The sequence below is a fragment of the Cognataquiflexum nitidum genome (assembly GCF_022538055.1).
Lineage (GTDB): Bacteria > Bacteroidota > Bacteroidia > Cytophagales > Cyclobacteriaceae > Cognataquiflexum > Cognataquiflexum nitidum.
The window spans coordinates 1-26,398 of record NZ_JAKZAM010000012.1 but is presented as its reverse complement, the minus strand read 5'-3'; the positions used below and the strand labels follow the sequence as shown (position 1 = coordinate 26,398).

Sequence of the window (26,398 nt, the reverse complement as noted above, 5' to 3'; positions counted from 1 at the left end):
TGAATTTAAGTTAAAATGGGGGGTGATTAAACTTAAAGGGTTAATTTCTGATCAAAATCAAAGTACCTGCACCGAGAAGGTTTTTTTCGTAGGGGCAGCCTGTATAAGGTCTGAGGTAGGGATATCTGATCTTTCTGTTTTGAATAGTACTTCTAAGGTATATTTACCCGGCTTGGTATCCTCGGGCAAAGGAATTCTAAATGACCTTTTGCCTTCAAAATACAGTGCCAATGTCTGTTGCTGTTCTTTGATGATATTGCCTGAGGCATCTTTGACCACGGCATTGAAGCTTCCAAGATAAGGAGAGTTGCCGGTCACTTTAAATTCTGACTCTACTACAATAGAAAGAGAATCTGTTTTGGTTTCTATTTGGCTGAAATCCAAGCCTGTCGATACTGCCCCTGATTTGTAAAACATGGCGATGACCTGTTCAAACTGGAAAGTAACCTGTGTGGCGATTTCAGCATTATTCGTCTGTCCTACATCTGCTGTCTGTGCATTGGAAAGGACTTTGACACGGGTAAAATAGGTCCCGGCTGCCTTGGTCCTGTCGGGTTTTACCTGCAGCCTTACGGTCTGCTGCTGTCCCGGAGCGAGGATAAATGACCTGGGGAAGGTTCTGACCCTTTCGGTGAGTCCGTATTGACCTTCTTTGATGCTGTCCGTATAGACCATGGACACATTTCCCAATGAATCCGTGGCAGGATAGCCAAACATGAAGCTGATGTTTACCTCTTGGGGAGTTTCTGACCCATTAGAGACAAAGAGAGTTCCGACGCCATTGGCATCCGTAAATACCGTAGTCGGGGCAAGCGATACCTGTGCTGATGCTCCAAAAGCAATAAACGACAGGAGGAGAGAGTAGAATATTTTTTTCATGAGAGTATTGAAAAAAAAAGACCGGTGGCAAAACTGCCACCGGTGGGTTGATGTAAATTAGTTATAAGTAGCAGTAAGGGTTACAGTTCCTGTATAAGTTCCGGAAGCTTGAGTTGCACCTGCAGTCACTTCGGCACCTACGTAAACGTATATTCCGTTTTTGTTGTCAATTGTGTGTGTTGGGAATGAATTTGCAGTTTGACCGTTTGCTACAATAGCTGAAAAATTAGAAAACCTTACAGCAGCTGAAGCATCATCAGCGTCAAGTCCATAACCTACCAGATCATTAGTCCCATCATTGAATCTGATGGCCATGGTATTTGTACCATCAGATAATGTAGAGATACCTGCAAAGTCTAGGGTAACATCTGAACCTGCACCGGCAAACACTTTGAATACACCGACTTGTACACCTGATTCGGATATACCTGCAGGAGCTGTGATATCTCCGTCAATGTCAACCTTCTTTGTAGTGTTAATCATAACTTGTCCAAAATTAAGATTTCTAAATCCTTCTACAGTGATCTGATCAAAAACTTTAGCACCAACGTCAATAGTACTGAATGAAGTCTGTGCATTTGCGGAGAAACCGATTGCTGCGAAAAATGCAACCAAGAACGAGATTTTTACTAGATTTTTCATAATTTTTAATTGTTTAAATTGTTTTGTTTGTTTTAAATTGTTTTTGTTTTGTTTGTTTTTTTTTATTGTGATTTATTTTAAGGGTATTCAATTTTGATTGTAAGGGGCCTGTGATTGGGAATCCCCAGCCAGGCGTGAAGGAAGGAAACCTTCGGACTGATATTTCTGATCAGCAGATTCCGGTTATCGATTGTCAGCTGATTTGGTCCGGGAAAAAGCTCCCTTGCTACCGACAAATCCCAACCACTCTGATTGATGTAATATCCTTTGGGTGAGTAGCCCTGATCGGGATCCTGATTTTCTATCGAAACCAGAAAACTGAGGTTTTCCATGGACTCCATCGCTATCCATGTGATAGGGATCGATCCTTGATCGGTATTTCCTGCCATTCCGCCAAATACTTTGTCTCGGGGATCATTAGAAAATACCATTCCTGCGGGTATGTCGATCCTGATGTTCAGGAATTGGGCCTGCGATGTCAGGCTGCTTCCAAATGTCAGTCCAAGGAGGAGAATGAATAATTTCATATTAGTTGTCATAATTTGCGAAATAAACATTCAATAAAACCTCCCCGGTATATTCTCCTGCAGCCACATCACCCACAGGGCCAAAAGAGCCATAGATGTATAGGTAAGCAGCACCCTTTGGTTTGACGTAATTTTCAAAGTCAGGCGTAATCGGAACCGGAGGTGTACTTCCAAGCCTTCTGTTGACAGGGAATGTCACGTTGTTGAACCCTTCGGGGATTTCGACCACATTCTGTTTTCCGACAAATTCATTTTGAGCCTCCTGATTGTTGTAAGCCATTCTGAACGATACCGGGATTGCTCCTTTGTTTGGGTCTCCGTCTTTGAACAGATGCGTCGGGGAGTTCAATTCTACCGTCAGGTCATATCCAAGCGGCGCGTCGATTCTGAATACCATGGCTTGCTCCTCGAGAAGTCCGATGTCAATTTTTTCAGACCTTGCTACGATAACTTTCCTTTTTTCATTGAATGATAGCCTTGGATTGACACCTTTCATGGAAGTCAGGATGATGTCCTCGCTTCCTGTCCAGGTACTGAAGCTGATTCTCTGTGCAGAAGCCCTATCTATAGCACCACAGACCATCATAATGCACAGTGTCATTATTTTCATCATGGAGGCTATATTTTGTTTTTCTGTGGTCATGGGTTTTTCAATCTTTTGTTCTCTTCTTGAGATCGGTTCTTTTGATTGCTGCTGCATTTTGGTTTTTTGCGGTCGCTTACTTGCAGTAGAGCTTTGAAAAGCTGATGGTAATTCTGATACTTTGCGAGATGTTTTAAAATGATGTGAAATACAAAATTTGATATGCAAAAGTATTTTTTATTTATTTGAACTACAAATTAATATTTTGAAACTGCATTTATTTGTATATGAAATGCTTTTTTGAAGTTCTTTTTTATCTTTTCCATTGGATTTATGGATTTTGACTGTTGATCTTCTGTTTTCATTTCAAAAACATTCTTCAATAACCATCTTTTCAATTTTTAGGGAGCCCCTTATGGATTCCTTTTTGCTTTAACTTGCGAGATGCTTTCAAATGATGTGAAATACAAAATTTGATATGCAAAAGTATTTTTTATTTATTTGAACTACAAATTAATATTTTAAAAATGCATTAATTTGTATATGAAATGCTTCTTTGAAGTTCTTTTTTGTCTTTTCCATTGGATTTATGGATTTTGACTGTTGATCTTCTGTTTTCATTTCAAAAACATTCTTCAATAACCATCTTTTCAATTTTTAGGGAGCCCCTTATGGATTCCTTTCTGCTTTAACTTGCGAGATGCTTTCAAATGATGTGAAATACAAAATTTGATATGCAAAAGTATCTATTATTTATTTGAACTACAAATTAATATTTTGAAACAGCATTTATTTGTATATGAAATGCTTTTTTTGATGTTTTTTTCATTTTTTAACAGATTTTGGCTGTCGTTTTCCCTGATGCTGACAAAAAAATGACTATTAAATCAGCCTGTATTGACCCGTATGGGCCATTTTGTCATTTTTTTTGATTCTCTGAGCTAAGATTATCTGAGATGCTGCGCGCCAGGCTTTAGGAGATATTTTCCAAGGAGGATACCCGCCCTGGGAGGACATTCCGTCCTGTTTTTTCCTCTTAACGGGCTGATCGCCTATCGGCATTTTCCAGTGGGACAACTACAAAAAAAAACGGAACTGTATGTCCAGGATGATACCGGTAAAATGATTATATGGTATCATTCCTTGCAAAACAAACTAATATCCCGTATTTCGGACTTACTTCCGGTGGCAGGATCGTTACTGCCGGTGCAATATTGGCTTACCTGCTATGGGGCGGATACCGAAAAAAGCGGATCCCCATACTTTAGATGTATTCGAATTCCAATACAAATTCGGATAAGTATAATCCCGGAGTGGCCTCGCTGACGTCCAACTCAGCTCCAAGCCATACAAAAATGACTCCACTGGAACTCAGCGTGACCACCGCTTCCCCGGGTGTGAGCAAAAAGCTTATTGCCTGATTATCTTCGTCACCGGCACTCAGGGAATATTCTGCGTAGATTTTCCCAATTCCCTCATTTTGTTCTTCCAGCACTTCGGTTCTCAGGTAGTTGATTTTTATCCTTGTCCCCGAACTTCCCACGATTTTGAACAAGCCCGCATAGCCTGAGGAAATAGGGGACACGGATATTCTTTGTTCTACGATCGGGGGACTTATCAGGTCTAGATTCCTTATCGAAATCATCTCAAGGTTGTCCATTACTGTGGCGGTGGCTCTGATTGTCACATTGGTTGATTGTGCTTGACTGTGCAGGATGGCAAATGGTCCCAGGATAAATAGAATCAAAAGGGTTATTTTTCGCATGGCTTATTTCTTTAAGAGTTTTTGGGTAAGTACATTTTCACCTGTAATCAACTGAAGGACATAAATTCCTGCAGGCAATCTGTTACCGGCTGGTGCCCAATCCAATTCGTGCACGCCTGCGAGATACTCGGCAGCATCAAATTGTCCCACTGTCATACCATTGGTATCGAAGATTTTGATTTCTGCTGTTGCAGTCATTGGCAGGTAGAATTTGATTCGGGTCCTGTCTATGAATGGATTAGGATATGGCGTAAATAATTTTGGCATTTCAGGCCTGTATTCAGGTTCTGTGCCTGTACCCTGATATCCGATCACGATCGTAAATGGACGCTTGGGGCTTTCAGGATTGACCCGGGCATTTGGATTTCCGGATTCAAAAGGACTGGAGAATACCACCGCCTGAGGGCTTTTCATTCCTTGGCCATCAATGCGCAGGTTTGTATTGGAGGAGGTAGGTGCTTTGAAATTGAACCTGTACTCTGATATCTTGCCCATGTCGATGGCTTTTTCTGAAATATGGTCCATCAGGACTACCTTCTGATTGGATGGCCATGCTGCAGGCAGTTCCCATGTCAGCAAATAATCATCCCCAAAAGGTTTTCCTTCCCATGCTGCAGCAAGATTGAGAGGGATTGATTTCTCTTCAGCCTCTTGTGGCAGGCTCAGGTGATTGATTGCCAATGGGGTATTTTCTTTTGGAGAGCCATAGGAATAAAGCAGAAGCCAGTTGTTGCCCAATGATTCCAATTGGTAGGCATCCCATTCGTCTTTTTCATCTTTTCCTTCGGGACTGAATCTCAGGATGGATTCAGCCTCCATCCTGGCACTCGAAACATTAAGTTTGATTTTTAGGGCTTCGGTTTTGGGACTTTCCTCAATGACTCTTCCAAAAAACGAGCTTGTCGCAAAAGACTTGGCCTCGTTGTTCATGGTCAGGATAGGATTTGGGGCATTTGCCTTTATCCAGAATGCCTGGAAGGGGGCAATAAGATTGGCAGGGTCAGATCCTTGAAAGAGCTCAAAGCCTCCGTTGCCGTTGTTCCTATTTTGATTCCATATATAGATGGTCTGGTCGATGTTGGTTTTTTGCCAACCTGAAGCTTTTTGGAAATCTATGTAGCTGGCAGTAGGATTGGAGATAAGGTTAAATCCAGCGTCTGTTGTAGAAACCTCATTGAAATTGTTGTTTTGATTAGTCAGTTGGTCAATTCTTGGGGTATAGGTTATGCCAAAGTTGAATCCCCCTGAGTTCAGGTTCAATTCTTGGCCTGTGGTCGCTACGGTCAATGGCAGTACATCCGAATAGGATTCTGAACTTCCTCCGGGAAGTTTTGCGCCGCCAAAGACAAATACATAATGTCCTCTGCCCGAGCTTACCTGTTGGCTGATATTGGCCGGCTGTCTCCAGCCTTGTGCTGTGGTACCTGCATCGGTTTCATCCCACCATAGTACATTGGGCTGTAGGTTTGGTCGAATTGAGCCAGGAAATCCCTGGCTTTCTATTTCTCCAAGAAAATCCAGATAGGTTGTTTCCCTGACAGGAGCGCCCATCATCCTCCAGCCACGTGTGCCCGTGAGGTTTTGACGAACCTCCAGCCGGGGTGCGCTGATGCCAAGGTTAAAGTATTTGGCTCCGGGTTGAAGGATGATTTTTGAATTGTTATTGGTGCTGATATTAGAAAGAAGTTCGGCTTGTAGGGTTTTTCCTTCCTTGACAAGCACACTTGAGGAACCATTAAGCTCCATATCCAAGTCCACGGTAAGGGTCTCATCAAGTTCCAGGGTACCGGTGTTTACCTCCAGATCTACTGCCACCCTCAGAGGCCTGTCCAAGGTGACCGTGGTAGGATTTTCCAACTCCAAGTCATTGACAACCTCAGGAAGCCCAGTTCCTATCACCTGTGGCACGGTGCCGTTGTAGATGTAGTCGGCTTCTGCACTGAAGGTACGTGTGCCTGTATTCTGTATCGCTCCGCCGGGGGTGCCGAGGGCTTTTATTCCTTCTGGATGTGCAATGGCAAGGGTGGAACCTTTGTTGATAGCCAAATTGCCTGCACCCAAGACCAGACCGTCAGAAGGAAGGGTGAGGATGCCTTCATTACCGATGCTTAGCGTGGAACCTGGATTCAAAGTGAGGTTTTTGCCAGAGGCCAATACCAGCTCACCATCTGAAACCACGGTGATTGAACCCGAGACGGAAAGGTCATCTGATACCGTTACTTTGATGTTTTCGGCAGAAATCACCGCATTGGAATTTGCTGCCGGCTTGGAGTTGATCTTTGCAAACTGCCCATTGGAAAACTGCTGCTCCCAAGTATTTTCATCTTCCCAGTTACCGGAAGTCGCTGCGCGGAATTGATTGACAGGTTGGGGATAAGTGATGATGAGTCTTCCCGAGCCTCCGGATCCGCCTGAACGGCTACCGGAACTATCATTATCTCTACCGCCTCCTCCGCCCCCACCGGGAGCAGATCCGGGATTTCCATTACCCGCGGTTGATCTTGCAGTACCTCCCGCGCCTCCATTTGCTCCATTTCCACCTGCACCGGTACTACCTCCAGTACCCGAACCATTCAAGCCATTTCCTCCTGCGGTTATCGTATCGCCTATTGATTCATCGATTCTTCCTCCTGCTCCACCCTTCGGAGTACTATTTCCAGATGTCCGGCTTTGTCCTCCAATTCCTCCTTTTGCTCTAACTAGGTCTGAAGAATTAAAGGAAACACGAGAATCTCCTCCACTGCCACCATCGACAGTAGAAGAACCGGCTGTACCTCCTGTCCCAATTGAAATATTTAGTATTTGACCTGGAGTTACTGTCAATATACTTTTGGTATATGCACCTCCACCACCACCGGCACCGACTCTATTACTTCCTTCTCTGACTCCGCCACCACCACCCCCGGCGCCCCATGCCTCTACGGTAATCTCGGTCACTCCCGGAGGAACGGTCCAGGTATTGTTTGGAAAATCGCTTATTTGCAGATTCTCACTTCCCAAAGCCGTAAATGTCAATGTAGAAAAACCGGATGCGCTTGCTGTCAGCGTATTTTGACCTGGCAAAGGTCCTAAAGTCCAAGATATCAATGATGCAATCCCTTCCTCGTTGGTAAGTACCGCAGTAGTCGGCTCAATGCTGCCTCCTCCTGATGTCACTGCAAAGCTGACTGATACACCCGAAATCGGATTCCCAAAAACATCCTGAACACGCACCGCAGGGGCAATACCCACTGCTGTACCCACCTGTGCCGCTTGTTGGTCACCGGCATACTTGGTAAAGAGGGATGCAGGTGCAGGCGTAATGGTAAAGGCAGAAGTAGTAGCAGAGGCTAATCCTTCTGACTCCGCTAGGATTATCTTATCCGAACCTACAAGATCAATATTCAATCCTGCAAAAGTTGCTACCCCATTGACGGCATTCAGGTTGATATTTCCACGAAGTTCACCCGAACCCTCGGATAGACTTAGGGTTATTTGCTTGTTGGCAGATGAGGCCAAATTGCCTTCTTCATCCAGGATATGCACGATGGGCTGGGTTGCAAATGCCTCCCCCGCGACAGTGCTGCTGCCCGAGGGATCTTGCACAAATACCAATTGGGTAGGTACGGCATCCACAGTGGTGATTTCAGGAGAAGTACCAAATAGCCCACCGGAACCGGCGACTGTAATCTTGGTGCTGATGCCTATGGTAGAAGAAGTGGTAAATTGCACCGTGGCAATACCTTGGGCGTTGGTGACCGATGTGGCTGAAGAGAAGGTTCCTGAGGTTCCTATTAGTTCAGACCAGGTCACTGTTCTTCCCGCCTCGGGGATAGCGCTTCCATTCACATCTGCCAACTGGGCAGAGATAGCAACTGCAGTTCCTGCCCGTGGATTAGTGGTACTTGCTGTGACAATATATCGGGATGGATTTGACCTGATTTCAAACTGAATACCACTGGTAAATTGTAGGGTATAATTTCCACTGGTCACGTTTAGCGTTCCCTGTGTGATTGGGTAAAAACCCGGGGATTCCCCCGCTGCACGCAAGAGGCTACCGGTCAGTAAGGAATTGTTGTCTGAGAATTCAAAACCTGAAGTTTGGAATGTCAATGATTCCGGATCGGATTCTCCTACAATTTTAAACTGTCCTGAGTCAGGAGTAATGCTTAAGGTTTTTGGAGTAATTGAAAAATTCGCCCCTGTAAACTCAATGATATAATCAGCGGCAGCCAGATTTCCCTGTGAAATGGTATAGGTTCCCACATTTTGACCGGATGTTCTGGAGAGTGAACCTGTCAGGATGCTTTCATTATCAGCGCCTTGGAAACCAGTAACTGTATAGGTGAGCTCGGGATCGGGCTGTCCGTAAACCTTGGATAGGGGATTGGCCACAACGGTAAGGACTTTCCTTTTGCCTTTGATGGCTATGGTGAAGGAATGAGGGTTGTCTATAGTTCCTGATGTGGAAAATCCTGCCGGATCAATAGTTTTGGTATTCTCTTCCCTTACGGCTGTGCTAGCCCTCACAAAGGCATTATTAGTGCTCAAGCTATTAGCTATCGTTAGAAGGTTGGAAAAGCCGCTTGGCGCTCCGGTGACATCGTTATCAGTCCTTCGGTTGGTCATAGCCGCTATAAACAAGGTTGGACTGGCATCCCATGAAGTGGTGATGGAAGGGGGGTTGTTGGTATTGGATCCTGCAACCGCTGCCTCAGGTGTACCCTCCCAATTGGAGATGCGGTAGGTGATGGCTGCAAGACTTCCATTATTACTCAAGGAGATGGACTGGGTGCTGCCTTCAGATCCCGATGCGGTCCTGAAAAAGACATACGATACTCCATTACTGCTTCTGCTTGATAATAGTGTCCAACCATTTGGTGTTGTTGCGGCAAGGGTTGCACCAGGCCTAAGGACCATTACCAAAAGATCTCCTGCTTGAATGTTACTTGGCAAAGTGACACTATGGGAATTAGAAGCAAAACTATTTTGAAATGTTGCCGTTCCTTGCACGACAGGCATTGATGGATCGATTCGTATTTCAAACTGGATTCCTGCAGTCAGTGCAAGCAGATAATTTCCGCTGGTTTCGGTTAGATTGCCTAAAGTGATGGGATAAAAACCGGCAGCTTCTCCGGCAGCCCTTGACAGTGCTCCTTGTAATAAAGCGGCATTATCAGAGCCTAACCAACCTGAAGATTGAAAGGTAAGTACCGGATCTGATCCGCCAATAAATTTTGATTGACCGGCATTAGGAGTAATGGTCACTGTTACTCTGGTGATCGTAAATGTAAAAGGTGATGAATTGGCACTGCCGAAGTTGGTATCTGCTGCAACAGAGGCTACTACCTGATAGGTACCTGCATTGGTTGGTGGGGTAGCCGAATTGTAAACAGTGCTACCTGTTCCAGAATAAAGGATAGTTTGAGCACCTGAAGATCCTGTAAATGTAAAATCATTTATTCCGGGGCCTTGTGCTGTGCCGGTAAAGGTGTAAGAATTTGATGTTCCGGATTTAATGGTAACCGTAGATCCAGGCTTAATTTCAAACTGGATTCCTGCAGTCAGTGCAAGCAGATAATTTCCGCTGGTTTCGGTTAGATTGCCTAAAGTGATGGGATAAAAACCGGCAGCTTCTCCGGCAGCCCTTGACAGTGCTCCTTGTAATAAAGCGGCATTATCAGAGCCTAACCAACCTGAAGATTGAAAGGTAAGTACCGGATCTGGTCCACCGAGAGATTTTGATTGACCGGCATCAGGAGTAATGGTCACTGTTGCTCTGGTGATCGCAAATGCAAACGGTGATGAATTGGCACTGCCGAAATTGGCATCCGCCGCAACAGAGGCTACTACCTGATAGGTTCCTGCATTGGTTGGTGGGGTAGCCGAATTGTAACTCGTCGGTGACACTCCAGTATATAGAACAGACCTAGTCCCTTGGGAACCTGTAAAGTCAAAGTCATTTACTCCAGGACCTTGGGCTGAACCAGTATAGGTAAATGAGTTGGATGTTCCAGACTTTATGGTTACCGTTGATGCAGGCTGATTGATTACCAATACATCAGAAGCAGGCAGATATCCCGGAGAAGCAAAGTTGACCGTATGCGTACCTGCATTTCCGGTAAAATAAACGGTGACACTTGTACTTCCGACAGGAATAGAAATACTTGTAATCGCTGTTCCACCTGATGCTGCTGCAAAGAATTGCCCTCCTGTAGCTCCTGAGCTGGAAAGGTTGACCGTAGCTGCTGCAGTCGTAGGGCCATTTCGGGTGATCGTATATTCCGCCCGTGTGCCTACGTTGATGTCATTGGGACTGGATACTGTCAAAGAGGCTTGGTAGCTGATTCGGATTTGTCCGTTGCCGCCATTGCCACCTAAAGTATTTGTACCGTTTCTGGAAGCACCAGCACCGCCTCCTCCCGGAGGAGAACCACCACCACCATTGCTACCTCTTCCACCGGCGCTTCCCCCATTTCCTCCACCTTCTGGAGCTGTACCTCCAGTTACTCCGCTACCATTCACACCAGAAGCATTAATTCCCGCAGAAGAACCACCTCCTCCTCCCCTTGTACTAGGACCACTTGATACCCCTGTAGCTCCGGAGCCACCTAATTGGGTAATTTGACCTACACTTGGGTTATTCTGAGCTCCTCCGCCTGCACCTCCTTGGGAGGTATTATTCAAAACACCAATTCCACCAGCTGCTTGTACGTTGTTGCTAATACTAGCTGTTTGTCCAGATGGCGGTCCAAATGTAGTTCTCCCACCGTTTGTATTTGTACCACTACCTCCAGAACCTACAAAATAAGGTATTGATGAGCTAGGGGTTACCGTTAAAACCGATGACGCATAAGCACCACCTCCACCACCTCCCATTCCACCATTGCTGGTGGCGCTCCCTCCTCTACCACCTCCACCCCAAGCTTGAATCCTAAGGGAGGTTACACCTGCAGGAACATTGTAGGTTCCGTTTCCTACGGTGGTTATAGTTTCGGATATTTCAATTATTGGTTCATTAACTACAATCTGCTGAGCTACCCAGGTTTCTGATTCTGATGCGGTAGCCGTCTTTGTTCCCGTAGTCCCGGCAGCCGCCTGTACATAAGTTGCCAACATATTTGAGGGTATTCCTTCTGATGTATTTGGGGCATCATAACGTTCAGTGGTACCCGAATCCGGTATGTAAGTACCATTCTTTTTATTTGTATAAAATGCAAGGACCAATTGATTGGCTGCTGTCGTGGTAACGGTTGGTGCTACCACCGATGTGGATGAACTTGAAGAGGAATTACCATTTGAAACCGCGATAGGGGAAGTTTGATTAGCACCTGAAATCCTGGAAATCCCGACAGCCCATTTGCCACTCGCTCTAAAGGCATAGGAAGCAGGTTCACCTGAGGTGGCTATTCTAAAATAGGTTGCCATACCCACGTTGCTACTTTGGTCGGTTCGGCGTATAAGTGTCCATCCAGTTGGTATGCTTAAGGTGGCATCAGTTCCAGATTCAAACATAAATCCTGCTATAAGCAAATCACCTGTTGTGGTTCCGGTTGGTCTGGTAACTGATCCTGAGCCTGTGCCAGAACCAACAGCCGTTGCCGAACTCTCCCAAACCGCCTGTCCAAAAGTATTTTCTGTACTGATAATAAGAAGTATGGCGAGTAGGCCGATGAGTGATTTGGACTTGCCGATCCACAATAATATCAGGCTTGCTAGCCCGAGGCTGTATTTTGAAATATCTGAACCCATTTGTTATTTAAAAATTTACTTGCGAGTATATTATGGGTCAAAACTTGGTCTTTATTATTTATAAAACAAAATAAATGTATTTAAATGCTTTTTTATGTATTTAAAATGTATGTCTAAAAAATTTTCAGGTTAAATTTTGCTTCCTGATTATGAATTTGGCGATCGAATGTCGAAAAAATGAGGTGGTCAAATATCATGCTTTACCCTGAAAAAACCTATTAAAAAAGGAATAAAATGGAAAAGAGTTGCCTGAAAAAACAGTCCTACCGCTGCTTTTTCCACCAACTTTTTTGTGATCTAAATCGGATAATTTTTTATGTATTTCCATCATCTTACCGGTATAGGATTACCAACAGCATGTCCTCGGCGGGCTCGACTACCGGGATTTATTGATCTCAAAATATCCGTTCATCGAACCGAAGTGGAAAAAAATGGTTTTTGCAAATCGGTAGAAAAACAAATAATTATGCGATTTATTCAGCTTGCAATTACAAAATCTGAAGGAATCAACTTTCGGCTTATTTCACTAATCCTCCAACCTTCCAGCCTTCCAAACCTTCCAACCTTCCAACCTTCCAATCCTCCAACCTTCCAATCCTCCAAACCTCCAACCTTCCAACCTTCCAATTTTTCAATCTTCCAATCTTTCAATTCTCAATCCTCCAAACCTCCAATCTTCCAATTCTCAAACCTCCAACCCTCCAAACCTCCAACCTTCCAAACCTCCAACCTTCCAATCTTCCAACCTTCCAATCTCCCAATCTTTCAATTCTCAAACTTCCCCTTCAAATACCCCAAAGCCATGCCATAAGCTTCTGCGGTAGCTTCGCTGTCATATTTTGGATTGGAGGGATTGGAAAAGCCATGGACTGCATCAAATATTTTGTACTCCAGGCCTTTTCCGGCTTTGTCCATCGCACCGGCAAATTCTTCAATGACTGCTTTGGAGATGTATTCTTCAGTGGCAAATAGACCCAAAACATCAGAATTCAGGGTTTTCAATTGCTCCACATCCCTTACCGGCATGCCGTAGTAGATGATAGAACCCACGTTTTGCTTGCCTAATAAAAGGGCCGACTTCAATGACCATCCACCTCCGAAGCACCAGCCTACATTGGCGATTTTAGCATCTTTGCCTGCAAAATCCCTGGCGCCAAGGACGATAGCCACCAGTCTTTTTTCGTCAGTTCCCCGCATCAATCCGCCGGCTTCCTGTGGATTGGAAGTTACCTTGCCATCATACATGTCGATGGCGATGACGTTGACATTTCCTCCCAGGTCATTGTAAAATTTATCTGATTCGGCTTTGATATTGTCATTGAGCCCCCACCATTCCTGATAGACAAAAAGCCAGTTGTTGGACGGATTCTTTGCTTTGATAAGGTACCCGTTAGCCTTATTTCCGTCAGAAGTCGGAAAAGTGACCATTTCACCCGATGGATTAAAGTCAAAAGGAACAGGGGATGGATGGAACGCCACAAACTTGCTGTCGTCAAGAAATGCGATCATCTCGGAGGGACCGGTGTGGCACATGGTGATTTGGTCAGATACGATTACAGTTTCTTTTTCGGATATTTTCCAGCCAAGGAGTCCGATTAGGATCAGGTTGAGGTAGATGATGATTTTGTACATGGGGTTATTTTTTGGTTAACAGTCTTCAAAATAGAGATTGTTGGCGGTCAACTTGGCAGAAAATGTGTCCGCACAATTTTCAATTAAATGGAATGATCAAATTTAACTAATTTGGATCGGGAATATGACCAATCAAACCTTTTTCTTTCCGATTACAATCCCGCTTTTGCTTGGGAAAAAGGTCTGTATTAAATTGAAAAAAATACCTAACAAAAAGATTTATGAGAAAATACTACTTCTTGTGGGCAATAGTAGGTTTGATGACCTTTACCACTGCCTTTTCCCAAAGTATCCCCAGCCCGAAGGAACATTTTGGTTTTGAGATAGGGGAAGACTACAAGTTAGCTACTTATACGGCTACAGATGCTTATTTCAGAAAACTGGCAGCCCTTTCAGACCGGGTCAAGTTTGTAGAAATCGGACCGACGGAGGAAGGAAGGCAAATGCCGATGATGATCATCACCTCCCCCGAAAATCACAAAAAACTTGACCGGTATAAGGAGATTTCCCAACTGCTAGCCAGGGCCGAAATCACCGAGGAAGAAGCCAAAAAGCTATCCGTGGAGGGAAAACCGGTGGTTTGGATCGATGGTGGACTGCACTCTACAGAGACAGTAGGCTCGCACCAGTTGATCCCGACATACTACGAATTGGTCAGCAGCAATGATCCTGAAATCCTCCGCTTTCTTGACGACCTGATCATCCTGATGGTGCAGGTCAATCCTGACGGACAGGAGATTGTTACCGATTGGTATATGGGACCTACGGATGTCAAAAAGAGAAATATGAACAGCCCTTACATGTACCAAAAGTACGTGGGTCATGACAACAACAGGGATTTTTTCATTATGAATATGAAGGAAACCACCAATACTTCCCTACAGCAATATGTGGAGTGGCTTCCCCAAATCATTTACAACCACCATCAGACCTCGCCTGCAGGAACTGTAGTGGCAGGACCGCCTTACAGGGATCCATTCAACCACGTCTTTGATCCTTTGATCATGACGAGCTTGGACGGAGTAGGTGCAGCGATGATCAACAGGCTCAATCTGGAAGGAAGACCCGGCTATACTCGTCTTGGTGGATCAGTGTTTTCCTCTTGGTGGAACGGTGGCCTACGTACCACGCCCTATTTCCACAACATGATCGGTATCCTGACAGAAATCACAGGAGGGCCTACACCTTCCGAGATTCCTTTGGTGCCGGATAGATTGATTCCGACGCATGCAACGCCATTTCCGATCGAGCCTCAAGCTTGGAACTTCAAAAAATCAATAGACTACTCTGTTTCGCTCAACTTTGCAATTTTGGATTTTGCCAGCAGAAATGGTGACGCCATCCTTTACAACATCTACAAGATGGGTAAAAACAGCATCGACCGTGGCAACATGGATTATTGGACCAAGTATCCCAAGAGGTCTGCGGCAGTGCAGGCTGCCTATGATAAAGCCAAAGAAAAGAAAGCTGCAGATGATCCTGAAATGGCCTATTATGGCATGAGAAGCGGATTGCCAAAGCAGTATTTCGATTCGGTTTTTCAGGATATGGACCTTCGCGATCCAAGAGGATTTATCCTTCCTGCCGATCAGGCAGATTTCCCGACTGCGGTCAGGTTTATCAATGCCTTGATCAAATCCGGTATTTTGGTTCACAAAGCCACTGCGGAATTTACCGTGAACGGCAAAAAATATCCTGCTGGTTCTTATGTAGTGAAATCCGCTCAGGCATTCCGTCCGCACGTCTTGGACATGTTTGAGCCCCAGGATCACCCTAACGATTTCGAATTTCCGGGAGGTCCTCCAAAGCGTCCTTACGATGCCGCAGGATGGACACTAGCCTACCAGATGGGCGTGGAGTTTGACAGAATTATGGAGGGTTTTGATGGACCATTTGAGAGAATCGCTTATGGTGAGATCCAAAGTTTTCCTGCGATGAAAGTGCCTTCCGGTTCTGGATTCTTGATCGATTCCCGAGCAAATAATGCCTTTATTGCTGTCAATGATTTGTTGAAATCAGGAGCTGAAGTTTCAAGGACAACTTCCACTGTTTCAGGATTGCCGGCAGGGAGTTTCTATGTTTCCGGAGGTAAGGCTGTTTTAGAAAAAGCCGCAAAAGAATTTGGGGTAAAGCTTGTCTCAAGTTCGAAACCAGCCGGTGCAGTCAAAATCAAACCTGCTAGAATAGCCTTGTTTGACCATTATGGTGGTTCCATGCCTTCAGGTTGGGTAAGGTGGATGATGGAGCAATACCATTTTCCTTTCCAAGTCATCTATCCTCAGGATATCGACAAAGGTGATCTGAAAGCCAAATATGATGTCATCCTATTTATCGGCGCGGGCGCACCGGGTACCATCAGAAGCTGGGGCGGCATGCCAAAAGCAGAAGACATCGATATCCAATACCACAAACTCCTTGGCAACCTGACCAAAGACAAGTCAGTACCTGAACTGAAAAAATTCATGGAAGCAGGAGGTAATGTAGTGGCAGTAGGAGCGAGCACTTCACTTGCTTATGACCTTGGGCTACCTGTGACGAATGCCTTATTGGAAAAACTTCCTGATGGAAGAGAAAGACCCTTGACAGGTGAAAAATACTACATCCCAGGAAGTATCCTGAAAGCTAATCTTGATTCCTCTGCTCCAGCAAACTGGGGAATGGGAGAGTCTGCCAACATGGTATTCAACAACAGCCCGGTATTCAACCTCGCCCCCGATGCACTGATCAAAGGTATCAAACCTTTGGCCTGGTTTGGAACAGAATCACCCTTGGTGTCTGGTTGGGCTTGGGGACAATCTTACCTGAGAAACGGCGTGGTGGCTTTTGAAGCACCGATCGGAAAAGGCAAGTTGGTAGCTTTCGGGCCTGAGATCACTTTCAGGGCACAGGCACACAATACCTTCAAATTGTTGTTTAACCAGCTTTATGTCAAATAGAATGTAACTGTCAAGACTTCATATTGGAGAGGAAACGGGTTGAATTGCCTGTTTCCTCTTTTTTTGCTCAAAGTTTTTACTTTTTTGGGAAGCCGGAAAAAGAAACCACGCCTAAGGATGCCCCTGTTTTTGGGTTTCTTTTTTTTTAGAAAACAAATAGTTTTTTAAATAAAAATTGGCCTAATTTGTGCGGTTTGTTTTTATAAAAAAATGGAGGAATTTGATGTTTATGGTTAAAAATTAATCAAACATCTTGAAATCGAGTCCACATTTTAAATTTGTGGTCCCAATCACCACCGAATGATTCAGGCCAATTGATCAAATAACCCAAAATAAACTCTTTCAGATTACTTCAGTGATATTTACCATTTCTTGGTAGAAGTAAAACATTGAATTCAGATTCAAAAAAGTGTAGACATGGGTTTTGCCGTTTGTGTTTTGTTAGATGATTGGAAAAGTAAATTTTCCAAATCCTTTACTTCTGAATGTGGATTATTGGATTTTTTTAAGAGCTGTGACAATCCCCCAAAATATCAATTCAAGCAAATTCTAACGATTCAAAGCGGGAAATAATATGGCCGTGACCGATAAAAAACTGTGTGTTTTTATTCATTTCTGTCAACTACCTCATTTTCCAAAGTATGTAGAAATATTTGTAAAAGAGCTTTCAAGGTATTTTGACGAACTGATTCTGATTTCTAACGAAAGGCAGGTCAAAGATACTGAGAATGTTAATTTCCCAAATGTCAGGCTGATGTTTGTCCAAAATGAAGGATATGATCTTGGCATGTTTCATAAAGCTATAGGGACAGTTAATTTGGAGAATTATACTCAGATTGCCTGTATCAATGATTCCAATATTTTATTCAAATCCTTAGAGCCTGTTTTCACTTGGGGTGAAAAACAGGATCTTGATTTTTGGGGATTGATTGATTCTTACCAAAAACCTTGGTTTTCGACGCATTCAGACAACCACCATATTCAGAGCCATTTTTTGGTCTTCAATAAAAAAGCCATTGACCTTCTGAACAAGTTTTTTGAATCCATTGAACTTGAAAAACTGCTGAGAGAAAAAGATCTCAAAAAACTCCGCCAAACTGTTATCAATACTTGGGAGATTGGTTTGACGCAGTTTTTTAAAAGCCAAGGATTAACTGTAGGGAGTTTTATTGACAGCAAGTCATTCTCGGTGGAGCATAACATAAAAAAAGACACCAATTTAAGTCATTCCCACTACTTCAGGTTGATCAAGGCAGGCTATCCGGTCATCAAAAAGAAGGCGATCTTCCATACTAAGTTTTTTAAGTGTTTTTTTAGACCAAAGATCAAGTGGGATGTCATGATGTTGAAATACGGTGACAGGGATTGGGATTTAGAAGGCTTGATCAAGGAACTGAAAAGGATGAAAAAAGAATTGTAGGCCTCAAGTGTTAATATTTTTTCCGTGAGGTTTTAATTTAACCGGTTTACTAAGCTAATTTGCTTTGGTGTTTTCAATATTTCTGAAGCCCTAAACCAATGACAGCACTTTCTGATTCGAAAATATTCATCATGCATTACAAAAAAGGGATGGTTCTCAAAAACGATTCCCTTTACAGGCCGCTTATGTGCGGCAATGCATTGAATCCTGAAAAAGTACCCGAAAATATGCTTGGGGACGATTCCGGGGAGAATATTTCTGATAAAAATCCATTCTTCAGCGAATTGACGGGTGCCTATTGGGTGTGGAAAAACACTGACCAAGCGGTAACGGGCACTTGTCATTACCGGAGGTTTTATACTATTGAGCCCGAACCACTTTTCTACAAGATCAAACGTTTTTTTTATTTCCCCATAGGTTTGGCTGCCAAAAGATATGGACTGATTTACACCGATGATGTAGACTTTTTCAAATCCAAAATCTTAAATCATGATCAGTTGGATGAGTTGCTCAGCCGGTATGATGCCATTTTGCCGCAGGCGCGGAAGTTGCGATATACCGTGGAGGAGCATTATAGGCGCTACCATGATATCCATGACCTGGAAATTCTTCGTTCTATCATTGAAGAAAAATGTCCGGAATACTTGCCTGCTTTTGCATCCGTACTCAAAGGAAAAAGGCTGTATGCCAACAATATGTTTATATTGAAGCGTGAACAATACCAAAAATTCATGCCTTGGTGGTTCGGGATGATGTTTGAATTTGAGAGAAGAATTGACCTCGAGAATTATACTGGATATCAAAAGCGAATCCTGGGTTTTATAGCAGAAAGATTGCTCACCATTTGGTTCAAAAAAGAACAATTGAACTGTAAAGAACTCCAACTGATTTATTTCAAAAATTTCAAAAACGGATAAGTCACGAGATAAGTCTGCTTTGAATTTTTTCAGAATACAAAAGAAAATAACGCAATTATGAAAATCAAATTAAACCTCTCACTGCTCCTACTTGTTTTGTGGGCTTTTCTCCAATCCTGTAAGCCAGTTTCTGAAGCACAACAGTATGTAGACCGATCCATTGAAGCCCATGGGGGAAAACTATTTGAAACAAGCAATATCAGTTTTGATTTCAGGGACCGGTATTATGAAATCTCCAAAAACCCCTCCAAATTTCAATATTTGAGGCAATTCACAGATTCTACCGGCCTCATCCGCGATGTCTTGAACAATTCCGGATTTGTCCGAACTGTCAATGGCGAAGCAGTTTCCCTTCCCGAAGATAGGGTCAGAGCATTTACCAACTCGGTCAACTCCGTGGCTTACTTCACGTTTTTGCCTTATGGATTGAACGATGAGGCAGTCTTCAAAACGTATTTGGGTGAGGGCGAATTGGAAGGGGAAAAATACCATAAGGTCAAAGTGACTTTTTCAGAAGATGGGGGAGGAGAGGACTTTGACGACATCTTTATTTATTGGTTCAATCAGGAAACCAACTTTATCGATTACTTCGCTTATTCTTACCATACCGATGGTGGAGGAGTGAGATTCCGGAAGGCGATTAGACAGCACAATGTTGGAGGTATCGTCCTTCAGGATTATGAAAATTACCAACCGGCGGATAAAAACACCCCTGTGGAAGACATGGAAAACTTGTTTATTGAAGGTAAATTGGAATTACTTTCTGAAATCATTTTAGAGAATGTGGTGGTGGAACTACCCCTTACCAAACAATAGCAAAATGAAAAGACCTCTGATCTTGCTTGTGTTGATTTTGCTGAGTCTGGCCATCTGGACTTATCAAAATCAGGCTGCCGAAGAAAATATCGGCATTGTTTTCGCCGATAAACACAAGGGAGTATGTTGGGTCGGAAGCAGGAATCCGCTCGAAGGATGGGAATTGGATACATTGGGGAGTTTTGGTGTGAGTCATATTTCCCAGACACCATTTGGATGGCAGGCAGATCCAAACCTTCCTGAAATCAAATGGGAGGAGCATTCTGATAAAATGTGGTGGGGAGAATCTCTCAAAGGGATGAATACAACCACCTCCATTGGCAGGGAAAAGGGCATTGAAAGTATCCTGAAGCCGCACCTTTGGGTGAGGGGAAGTTGGCCGGGAACCATCAGCATGAAGACAGAAGCAAACTGGGAAAAATGGTTTGAGCAATACACCGCCTTCATCCTTTATTTTGCCCGATTTGCGGAAGAAGATCAGATTCCGATTTTGTGCATCGGAACAGAATTGGAGATGACAAGTGAACGGGAGGAGGATTGGAGGAAAGTCATTGAAGAAATCAGGTCTGTGTACAAGGGAGAACTCGTATATGCCGCGAATTTTACAGAATACCAACAGATTGAATTTTGGGATGCCTTGGATTATATCGGCATACAGGCTTATTTCCCCTTGAGTGACAAGACGAATCCTGATCTCGATGAATTGATTTCTTCTTGGGAAAAGAAAAGCAAGGAAATAGAAAAGACCGTGAGGCAATATCGCAAGCCTGTGATTTTCACAGAAATCGGCTATTGCAACACAGAGGATGCGGCGATTGAGCCATGGGTTTGGCCAAATGAAAGAAAGGAAATCCCGCTTTCGGAGGAAGTTCAGGCGCTTTGTTATGAGGCTTTCTTTCAGACAGCTTGGAAAAAAGATTGGTTGGCAGGCGTCTATTTTTGGAAATGGTATCCGCAAGCCCGTGAACGGAACCCGGATTTTACCCCACAAAACAAAAAGGCGCAATTGGTGATGAGAAGTTATTTTTCAGAATAAGACCTATAATTTTTGAACAAGAACTAGCAAAATCAAATAGGCATGCGGTTAAGAAATCTTGGTCAAAAATTCAAAGGGCTACTGAAACAGGGGCTTACGCCGAAGGAACTGGCTTTGAGTATTTCCATCGCTGGGCTGATCGGGGTTTTCCCGATTTACGGAACCACTACTTTTGTGTTGGCATTTTTGGCTTTGAGATTGAGGCTTAACATGCCCATTATGATTGCCGTCAGTTATGTTTTGACGCCGGCCCAAATCTTACTTATTATTCCTTTTGCCAGGGTTGGAGAATTTTTGTTTGGGTTTGAGACTTTGGGAATGGATATGGAAAGCTTGCAAAATGCCTATGCCGATGGAATTTTGGAGGTTTTTTCACAGTATTCGGGTAGGTTGGTTTTGGCAGTTGGCGGTTGGGTAATTATAGCCTCCCCGATTGCGGTTTTGATGTATATAGTTTTGTTTCAGTTTTTTAGGGCAATCCGATCAGGTCGGCATGCAACCGAAAGCAATTTAAGATCTGGGTTATAATGAAAAAGCCGTGAATATTTTCACCCAGCCGACAAATAACCAAAAGCACACCCTTTATGGGTCAGGGATTTTTGTGTTTGTATTCCTGATTTTGGCCTTTTGGTTTCCTGATGCTTTCCGGGAAAAGCTTGGGACTTGGACTTTTCAAATCCTGGAGGTTTTTGGGATGTTCAATTTGATGGTGGGTTTGGGTTCGGTTTTGATATTGTTGGCCATTGCTTTTTCTCCTTTTGGAAACAGAAAATTGGGAATGGGAAAACCCGAATATTCCTGGTTTTCTTGGATCGCGATGCTTTACAGCACAGGAATGGGTGCAGGATTGCTTTTGAGGGCGGTCCAGGAACCTGTTTTCTATTATACCCATCCTCCTCGGGAATCAGTGCTTTCACAGGGTGAGTTTGCGCTGCAATACACTTTTTTCCATTGGGGGCTTACCCCTTGGGCATTTTATGGATTGTTCGGATTGGTGATTGCCTATAACCTGTATGAAAAAAATGGTACCATCCTCAGTTCCTCAGTTTTAGAAAAGCGCCTTCAAAAAACCATTTGGGCCACCATGATGGATATCCTGACCATTATCTGTACGCTTTTGGGCGTAGTGGCTGCGGTAGGATTGGGCAGCAGGCAATTGCTGGATGCGGCAGCTTATTGGATGGGCTTGGAAGATTTACCTTCCAATCTTACCATTTGGCTGGTCCTTTTGATTTGTGTTGTTGCTACGTACTCCGCTTTATTGGGCCTAAACCGCGGAATCAAAATTATATCCAATGTCAATATTGGTCTCGCTTCCCTTTTGTTACTTTTCACATGGATAGTAGGAAGCGAATGGATGGTGGTGGGGATGTTTTTCAAGTCACTCGGTATCTATTTGTTGGAATTCGTCCCCATGAGTCTCAACATCGGAGATCAAAAAGTTTCGCATTCCTTTTTGACAGATTGGACCTTCTTCTATTGGGCATTCTGGTTGGCTTGGGCACCCTTTACCGGGGTTTTTATAGCGAGGATTTCTAAAGGAAGGACCATCCGTCAATTTATTACCGGAACCTTGATGGTACCGGCTTTGGGTACTTTCATTTGGTTTACAGTTTTTGGTTCCAATGCTTTTGGATTGATCGAAAGCGGCAAAACCACAGCCGAAAGCTTCGGTTCCATTTACAGTGCCCTGTTCAATTTCTTTTCTCTTTTTCCCTATTCCTCAATCAGTAATACTGTTTCTACGATTTTGATTTTCACATTTCTGATTACCTCTGTGGACTCCGCCATTTTTGTGTTGAGCATGTTTACAGACGACGGAAAGGCCGAGCCAATGAGAAGGTACAGGATGTTTTGGGGTGTATGCATTGCCATGTTTACCATTGTGGTGATTTTGATGGGCAAAGACAGCCTGCTTCAATCAGTCAGTCAGTTGCTTATCCTTTTTGCGCTGCCGTTTTCCTTTTTATTTATTGGAATGGTTTTTTATTTTCTGAATTCAGTGATTTTGGAAAAGAATAAGTAACGTTAGTTTTTTCTGTGACAAAAGTCATAAGATTGATTGTGGAGATTGATTTAAATTTAATCCGATGAAAACCGCTTTAAAATTGATTGCTGTTTGTGCCATTTGCCTGTCAATAATTTTTGGTTTGGTTTTATTGTTTCACTCCTAAACACACAAAAATCATGAAAAAGAACATGGGAACCACGGATAGAATCATCCGTACCATCATTGCCCTGATTGCGGTATATTTATATTTTGGCGGAATTGTGACAGGCACCTTGGGTATTGTACTTGTCGTTGTTGCAGCTGTTTTCTTATTGACCAGCCTTGTAAGTTTTTGTCCGCTATATACACTTTTTGGACTCAGAACCTGCCCTGCCAAAAAATAATATTTTGGTTTTGTTCATAATTGAAGCAATCCTTTTTTGGGTTGCTTTTTTTATGTATGTACACAATTATGCCATTAGATTGGATATCCATTTAAATTTTTGTCTGCAGACTGAAATATCCGGTACATCGGTCTTCCGACTTCTGTCCCCATGAAGAAGAATATAGGGCTACTGGCAAAGAAGCGTATATCCATGTTTTTTATTTTTCAAATTTTACACGAGGATCTTTTTCAAATAGGAATAAACCTTAAATTCAAATTTTTAAAGATAAATACCAAAAACCCATTTCCGCATGAACAATAACCGCAGAGATTTCCTCAGGCTTGCAGGCCTCGGATTAGTAGGTTCGGCTTTGCCAAATTTTGCGCAAGCCGAAACCCCCGAGCAAGTGCTTTTTCAAAGCCTGCGAACCCATTCCCAGCATTTCAATATGTCGGGATACGCAGCCCCAAAACTTCCAACAGTCCGGATAGGGATTGTTGGTTTAGGTCAAAGAGGACCTGGCGCTGTAGACCGTCTGAGCAAAATCGAAGGTGTAGAAATCAAAGCCCTTTGTGACCTGATGCCTGATAGGGTGGACAAAATGAAGAAGAAGCTTGAAAGTACCAAACACAATCCTGAAGGTTACTCCGGATCCGCATATGCCTGGAAGAAAATGGTGGACAGACAGGATTTGGACCTGATTTATATTGCTACGCCTTGGGAATGGCATACTCCTATGGCCGTCTATGCCATGGAAGCGGGCAAGCATGCCGCCGTAGAAGTTCCTGCAGCAAGGACTTTGGAGGAATGCTGGCAGCTCGTCGAAACTTCCGAGCGCACCAAAAAACATTGCATGCAATTGGAAAACTGCTGCTATGACTTTTTTGAATTGATGACACTCAATATGAAAAGAGATGGATTTTTTGGTGAAATTATCCATACCGAAGGAGCGTATATCCATGATTTGCTTTGGCTGAATTTTATGAAAACAAGCGATGGCGGTTATCAGGATATGTGGAGGCTGAAGGAAAATTACCGTGATGGAAACCTTTACGCGACTCACGGTCTTGGTCCTGTCTGTCAGATTATGGATATCAACAGGGGCGATCAGATGAATTACCTGACCTCATTGTCAAGTGCAGATTTTCATATGGGTGCCAAAGCCAAAGAATTGGCTGAAACAGATGATTTCTTTGCCCCTTTTGCAGAAAAGAAATTTGGGGGAAATATGAACACCACCATTATCAAAACCCAAAAAGGACGCTCCATCATGATCCAACATGACGTGACTTCACCGAGACCTTATTCCCGTTTGCATACAGTCAGCGGGACAAAAGCTTACGCACAAAAATATCCTGAGCCAAAAGTCGCACAGGGGCACAGCTGGATGAAGGCCGAAGAAATGAAAGCTTTGGAAGAAAAATATACTCCAGAAATCGTCAAGAAGGTAGGGGAATTGGCCAAGCAGATCGGAGGACATGGAGGCATGGACTTTATGATGGATTGGAGGCTGATTGACTGCCTTAGGAATGGGCTTCCTTTGGATCAGGACGTGTACGATGCAGCGCTTTGGTCAGCTGTTTCGCCTTTGAGCGAATGGTCGGTAGCCCACCGTTCCAACTCCATCGATGTTCCGGATTTTACCGGAGGAAGCTGGAAAACCAACAAACCTGTTGACATCACCCTCAAAGGCGGCGGAACAACCAAGGTAATTGTGTGATTTTCTAAAGACCTTTGAGGTTTTTTGAACCTCGAAGGTCTCTTTCTTAATTAAACCTTCGAGGTCCTGAAATCGTGGCTTTCGAGACCTCAAAGGTTTTTGGACCAGACATTTGAGGTTTTTTTTGAACCTCGAAGGTCTTTTTTTTTATTTAAACCTTCGAGGTCCTGAAATCGCTGCAGTCAAGACCTCAAAGGTTTTTGGACCAGACCTTTGAAGTTTTTTTTAACCTCGAAGGTCTATGAATGAAATCTCTCTTGGAATAAAAAGATAATGATTAAATTAAAAAAACCTTCGAAGTCCTTTTGCTGCGGTAGGGTAGACCTCAAAGGTTTTTGGACCAGACCTTTGAGGTTTTTTTTGAACCTCGAAGGTTTCTCTCTTTAATTAAACCTTCGAGGTCCTGAAATCGTGGCTTTCGAGACCTCAAAGGTTTTTGGACCAGACCTTTGAGGTTTTTTTAAACATCGAAGGTCTTTTTTTTTATTTAAACCTTCGAGGTCCTGAAATCGCTGCAGTCAAGACCTCAAAGGTTTTTGGACCAGACCTTTGAGGTTTTTTTCTAGCTCGAAGGTCTTTCTACAATATTTTTTAGCATAAAATGAAATATACATTAGTTTTTAGTAAATTTTGAAATGAATGTTGACACTTTTGAATCAGGCTATATTTATCATTTTTATAGCAGAGCAATCGGAGCAGAAAAGCTATTTCTAGAAAATGATAATTATTTCTTTTTTCTAACCAAATATGAAAAATACCTAAATCCTTATTTCGATACATTGGCATATTGCTTAATTCCTAATCATTTTCATTTTTTGGTTAGGGTGAAAGACAATTGTAATGATGAAGAAATTGTAAAATCAATTGGTGATTTTTTGAACGCTTACACAAAAAGTTTCAATAAACTATACACAAGGAATGGGGGCTTATTTCAAAGGAAATTTAAGAGGAAAAAAGTTGAATCGAATGAATATTATACTAGGCTGATTATATATATTCATCATAATCCTGTTAAACATGGCTTGAGAAGAGAACCTTCTGATTGGCAATATTCATCCTATAATTCTTATATGTCATCTAAACCATCAAAAATTAGAAGAGATGAGGTTTTAGGCTGGTTCGGGGATTTAGAAGAATTCAAAAAAGTGCATAAGATAAATGTTGAAGAATACCTACCAATGGACCTTCTTTTGGAATAAATGGTTTTCCATGAAATAGTGTAATTTTAATTTATTCGTTTAAAACCTTCGAGGTCCTGAAATCGCTGCAGTCGAGACCTCAAAGGTTTATGGACTAGACCTTTGTGGTTTTTTTTGAACCTCGAAGGTCTCTTTTTTAATTAAACCTTCGAGGTCCTTTTGCTGCGGTAGGGTAGACCTCAAAGGTTATTTGACCAAAACTTGGAGGTTTTTTTTGAA

18 protein-coding genes are annotated in these 26,398 nt (G+C 43.1%); 11 read left to right on the top strand and 7 right to left on the bottom strand.

The genetic code is table 11. The annotated features are described in order from the left end of the window. Positions 1 to 57: 57 nt before the first annotated feature. The 4 genes from MMU07_RS09865 to MMU07_RS09850 all read right to left on the bottom strand — a co-directional run bounded on the left by MMU07_RS09865 (position 58) and on the right by MMU07_RS09850 (position 2,748). Complete coding sequence (locus tag MMU07_RS09865) at positions 58 to 879, bottom strand: fimbrial biogenesis chaperone (protein WP_241125707.1); 822 nt, start codon at positions 877 to 879, stop codon at positions 58 to 60. Between the two features lie 57 nt (positions 880 to 936). Further along, positions 937 to 1,521, bottom strand: a complete 585-nt coding sequence (locus tag MMU07_RS09860; RefSeq protein WP_241125706.1) for a DUF4402 domain-containing protein — start codon at positions 1,519 to 1,521, stop codon at positions 937 to 939. Between the two features lie 77 nt (positions 1,522 to 1,598). Further along, positions 1,599 to 2,048, bottom strand: a complete 450-nt coding sequence (locus MMU07_RS09855) for a hypothetical protein (RefSeq protein ID WP_241125705.1) — start codon at positions 2,046 to 2,048, stop codon at positions 1,599 to 1,601. A 1-nt stretch (position 2,049) separates the two neighbouring features. Next, positions 2,050 to 2,748: a hypothetical protein gene (locus MMU07_RS09850; RefSeq protein ID WP_241125704.1), complete on the bottom strand. Its 699-nt coding sequence runs from the start codon at positions 2,746 to 2,748 to the stop codon at positions 2,050 to 2,052. A gap of 1,013 nt (positions 2,749 to 3,761) precedes the next feature. Here MMU07_RS09850 and MMU07_RS09845 point away from each other — a divergent pair. Next, complete coding sequence (locus tag MMU07_RS09845) at positions 3,762 to 3,899, top strand: hypothetical protein (RefSeq protein WP_241125703.1); 138 nt, start codon at positions 3,762 to 3,764, stop codon at positions 3,897 to 3,899. On the opposite strand, the gene MMU07_RS09840 is transcribed toward MMU07_RS09845, so the two are convergent. The 3 genes from MMU07_RS09840 to MMU07_RS09830 all read right to left on the bottom strand — a co-directional run bounded on the left by MMU07_RS09840 (position 3,896) and on the right by MMU07_RS09830 (position 13,759). Then, on the bottom strand, positions 3,896 to 4,396 hold the full coding sequence (locus MMU07_RS09840) for a hypothetical protein (protein WP_241125702.1): 501 nt from the start codon (positions 4,394 to 4,396) through the stop codon (positions 3,896 to 3,898). The genes MMU07_RS09845 and MMU07_RS09840 overlap by 4 nt on opposite strands. Positions 4,397 to 4,399: 3 nt before the next feature. Further along, positions 4,400 to 12,127, bottom strand: a complete 7,728-nt coding sequence (locus MMU07_RS09835) for an MBG domain-containing protein (protein WP_241125701.1) — start codon at positions 12,125 to 12,127, stop codon at positions 4,400 to 4,402. A gap of 765 nt (positions 12,128 to 12,892) precedes the next feature. Next, on the bottom strand, positions 12,893 to 13,759 hold the full coding sequence (locus MMU07_RS09830; RefSeq protein WP_241125700.1) for a dienelactone hydrolase family protein: 867 nt from the start codon (positions 13,757 to 13,759) through the stop codon (positions 12,893 to 12,895). 221 nt (positions 13,760 to 13,980) lie between these two features. Here MMU07_RS09830 and MMU07_RS09825 point away from each other — a divergent pair, with 221 nt between their 5' ends. The 10 genes from MMU07_RS09825 to MMU07_RS09780 all read left to right on the top strand — a co-directional run bounded on the left by MMU07_RS09825 (position 13,981) and on the right by MMU07_RS09780 (position 26,179). Next, positions 13,981 to 16,695 (top strand): M14 family metallopeptidase, encoded by a 2,715-nt coding sequence (locus tag MMU07_RS09825; RefSeq protein WP_241125699.1) that lies wholly within the window; start codon positions 13,981 to 13,983, stop codon positions 16,693 to 16,695. A 574-nt stretch (positions 16,696 to 17,269) separates the two neighbouring features. Then, a complete protein-coding gene (locus tag MMU07_RS09820) occupies positions 17,270 to 18,115 on the top strand; it encodes a rhamnan synthesis F family protein (RefSeq protein ID WP_241125698.1) in 846 nt (281 codons plus the stop codon). A 131-nt stretch (positions 18,116 to 18,246) separates the two neighbouring features. Next, positions 18,247 to 19,032, top strand: coding sequence for a DUF4422 domain-containing protein (locus tag MMU07_RS09815; protein ID WP_241125697.1), 786 nt, complete (start codon positions 18,247 to 18,249; stop codon positions 19,030 to 19,032). A 57-nt stretch (positions 19,033 to 19,089) separates the two neighbouring features. Beyond that, positions 19,090 to 19,848 carry a DUF6503 family protein gene (locus tag MMU07_RS09810; RefSeq protein ID WP_241125696.1) on the top strand — a complete coding sequence of 253 codons (759 nt, stop codon included), beginning with the start codon at positions 19,090 to 19,092 and terminating at the stop codon, positions 19,846 to 19,848. Positions 19,849 to 19,852: 4 nt separating this feature from the next. Then, positions 19,853 to 20,884, top strand: coding sequence for a glycoside hydrolase family 113 (locus MMU07_RS09805; RefSeq protein ID WP_241125695.1), 1,032 nt, complete (start codon positions 19,853 to 19,855; stop codon positions 20,882 to 20,884). 42 nt (positions 20,885 to 20,926) lie between these two features. Further along, entirely contained in the window at positions 20,927 to 21,412 is a 486-nt protein-coding gene (locus MMU07_RS09800; RefSeq protein WP_241125694.1) for a DUF2062 domain-containing protein, read from the top strand. A gap of 10 nt (positions 21,413 to 21,422) precedes the next feature. Beyond that, positions 21,423 to 22,910: a BCCT family transporter gene (locus tag MMU07_RS09795; RefSeq protein ID WP_241125693.1), complete on the top strand. Its 1,488-nt coding sequence runs from the start codon at positions 21,423 to 21,425 to the stop codon at positions 22,908 to 22,910. Positions 22,911 to 23,071: 161 nt separating this feature from the next. Continuing rightward, positions 23,072 to 23,278, top strand: a complete 207-nt coding sequence (locus MMU07_RS09790) for a YgaP family membrane protein (protein WP_241125692.1) — start codon at positions 23,072 to 23,074, stop codon at positions 23,276 to 23,278. A gap of 292 nt (positions 23,279 to 23,570) precedes the next feature. Further along, positions 23,571 to 24,980 (top strand): Gfo/Idh/MocA family protein, encoded by a 1,410-nt coding sequence (locus MMU07_RS09785; RefSeq protein WP_241125691.1) that lies wholly within the window; start codon positions 23,571 to 23,573, stop codon positions 24,978 to 24,980. Positions 24,981 to 25,615: 635 nt separating this feature from the next. Further along, a complete protein-coding gene (locus MMU07_RS09780; RefSeq protein WP_241125690.1) occupies positions 25,616 to 26,179 on the top strand; it encodes a transposase in 564 nt (187 codons plus the stop codon). The last annotated feature ends 219 nt before the right edge of the window (positions 26,180 to 26,398 follow it).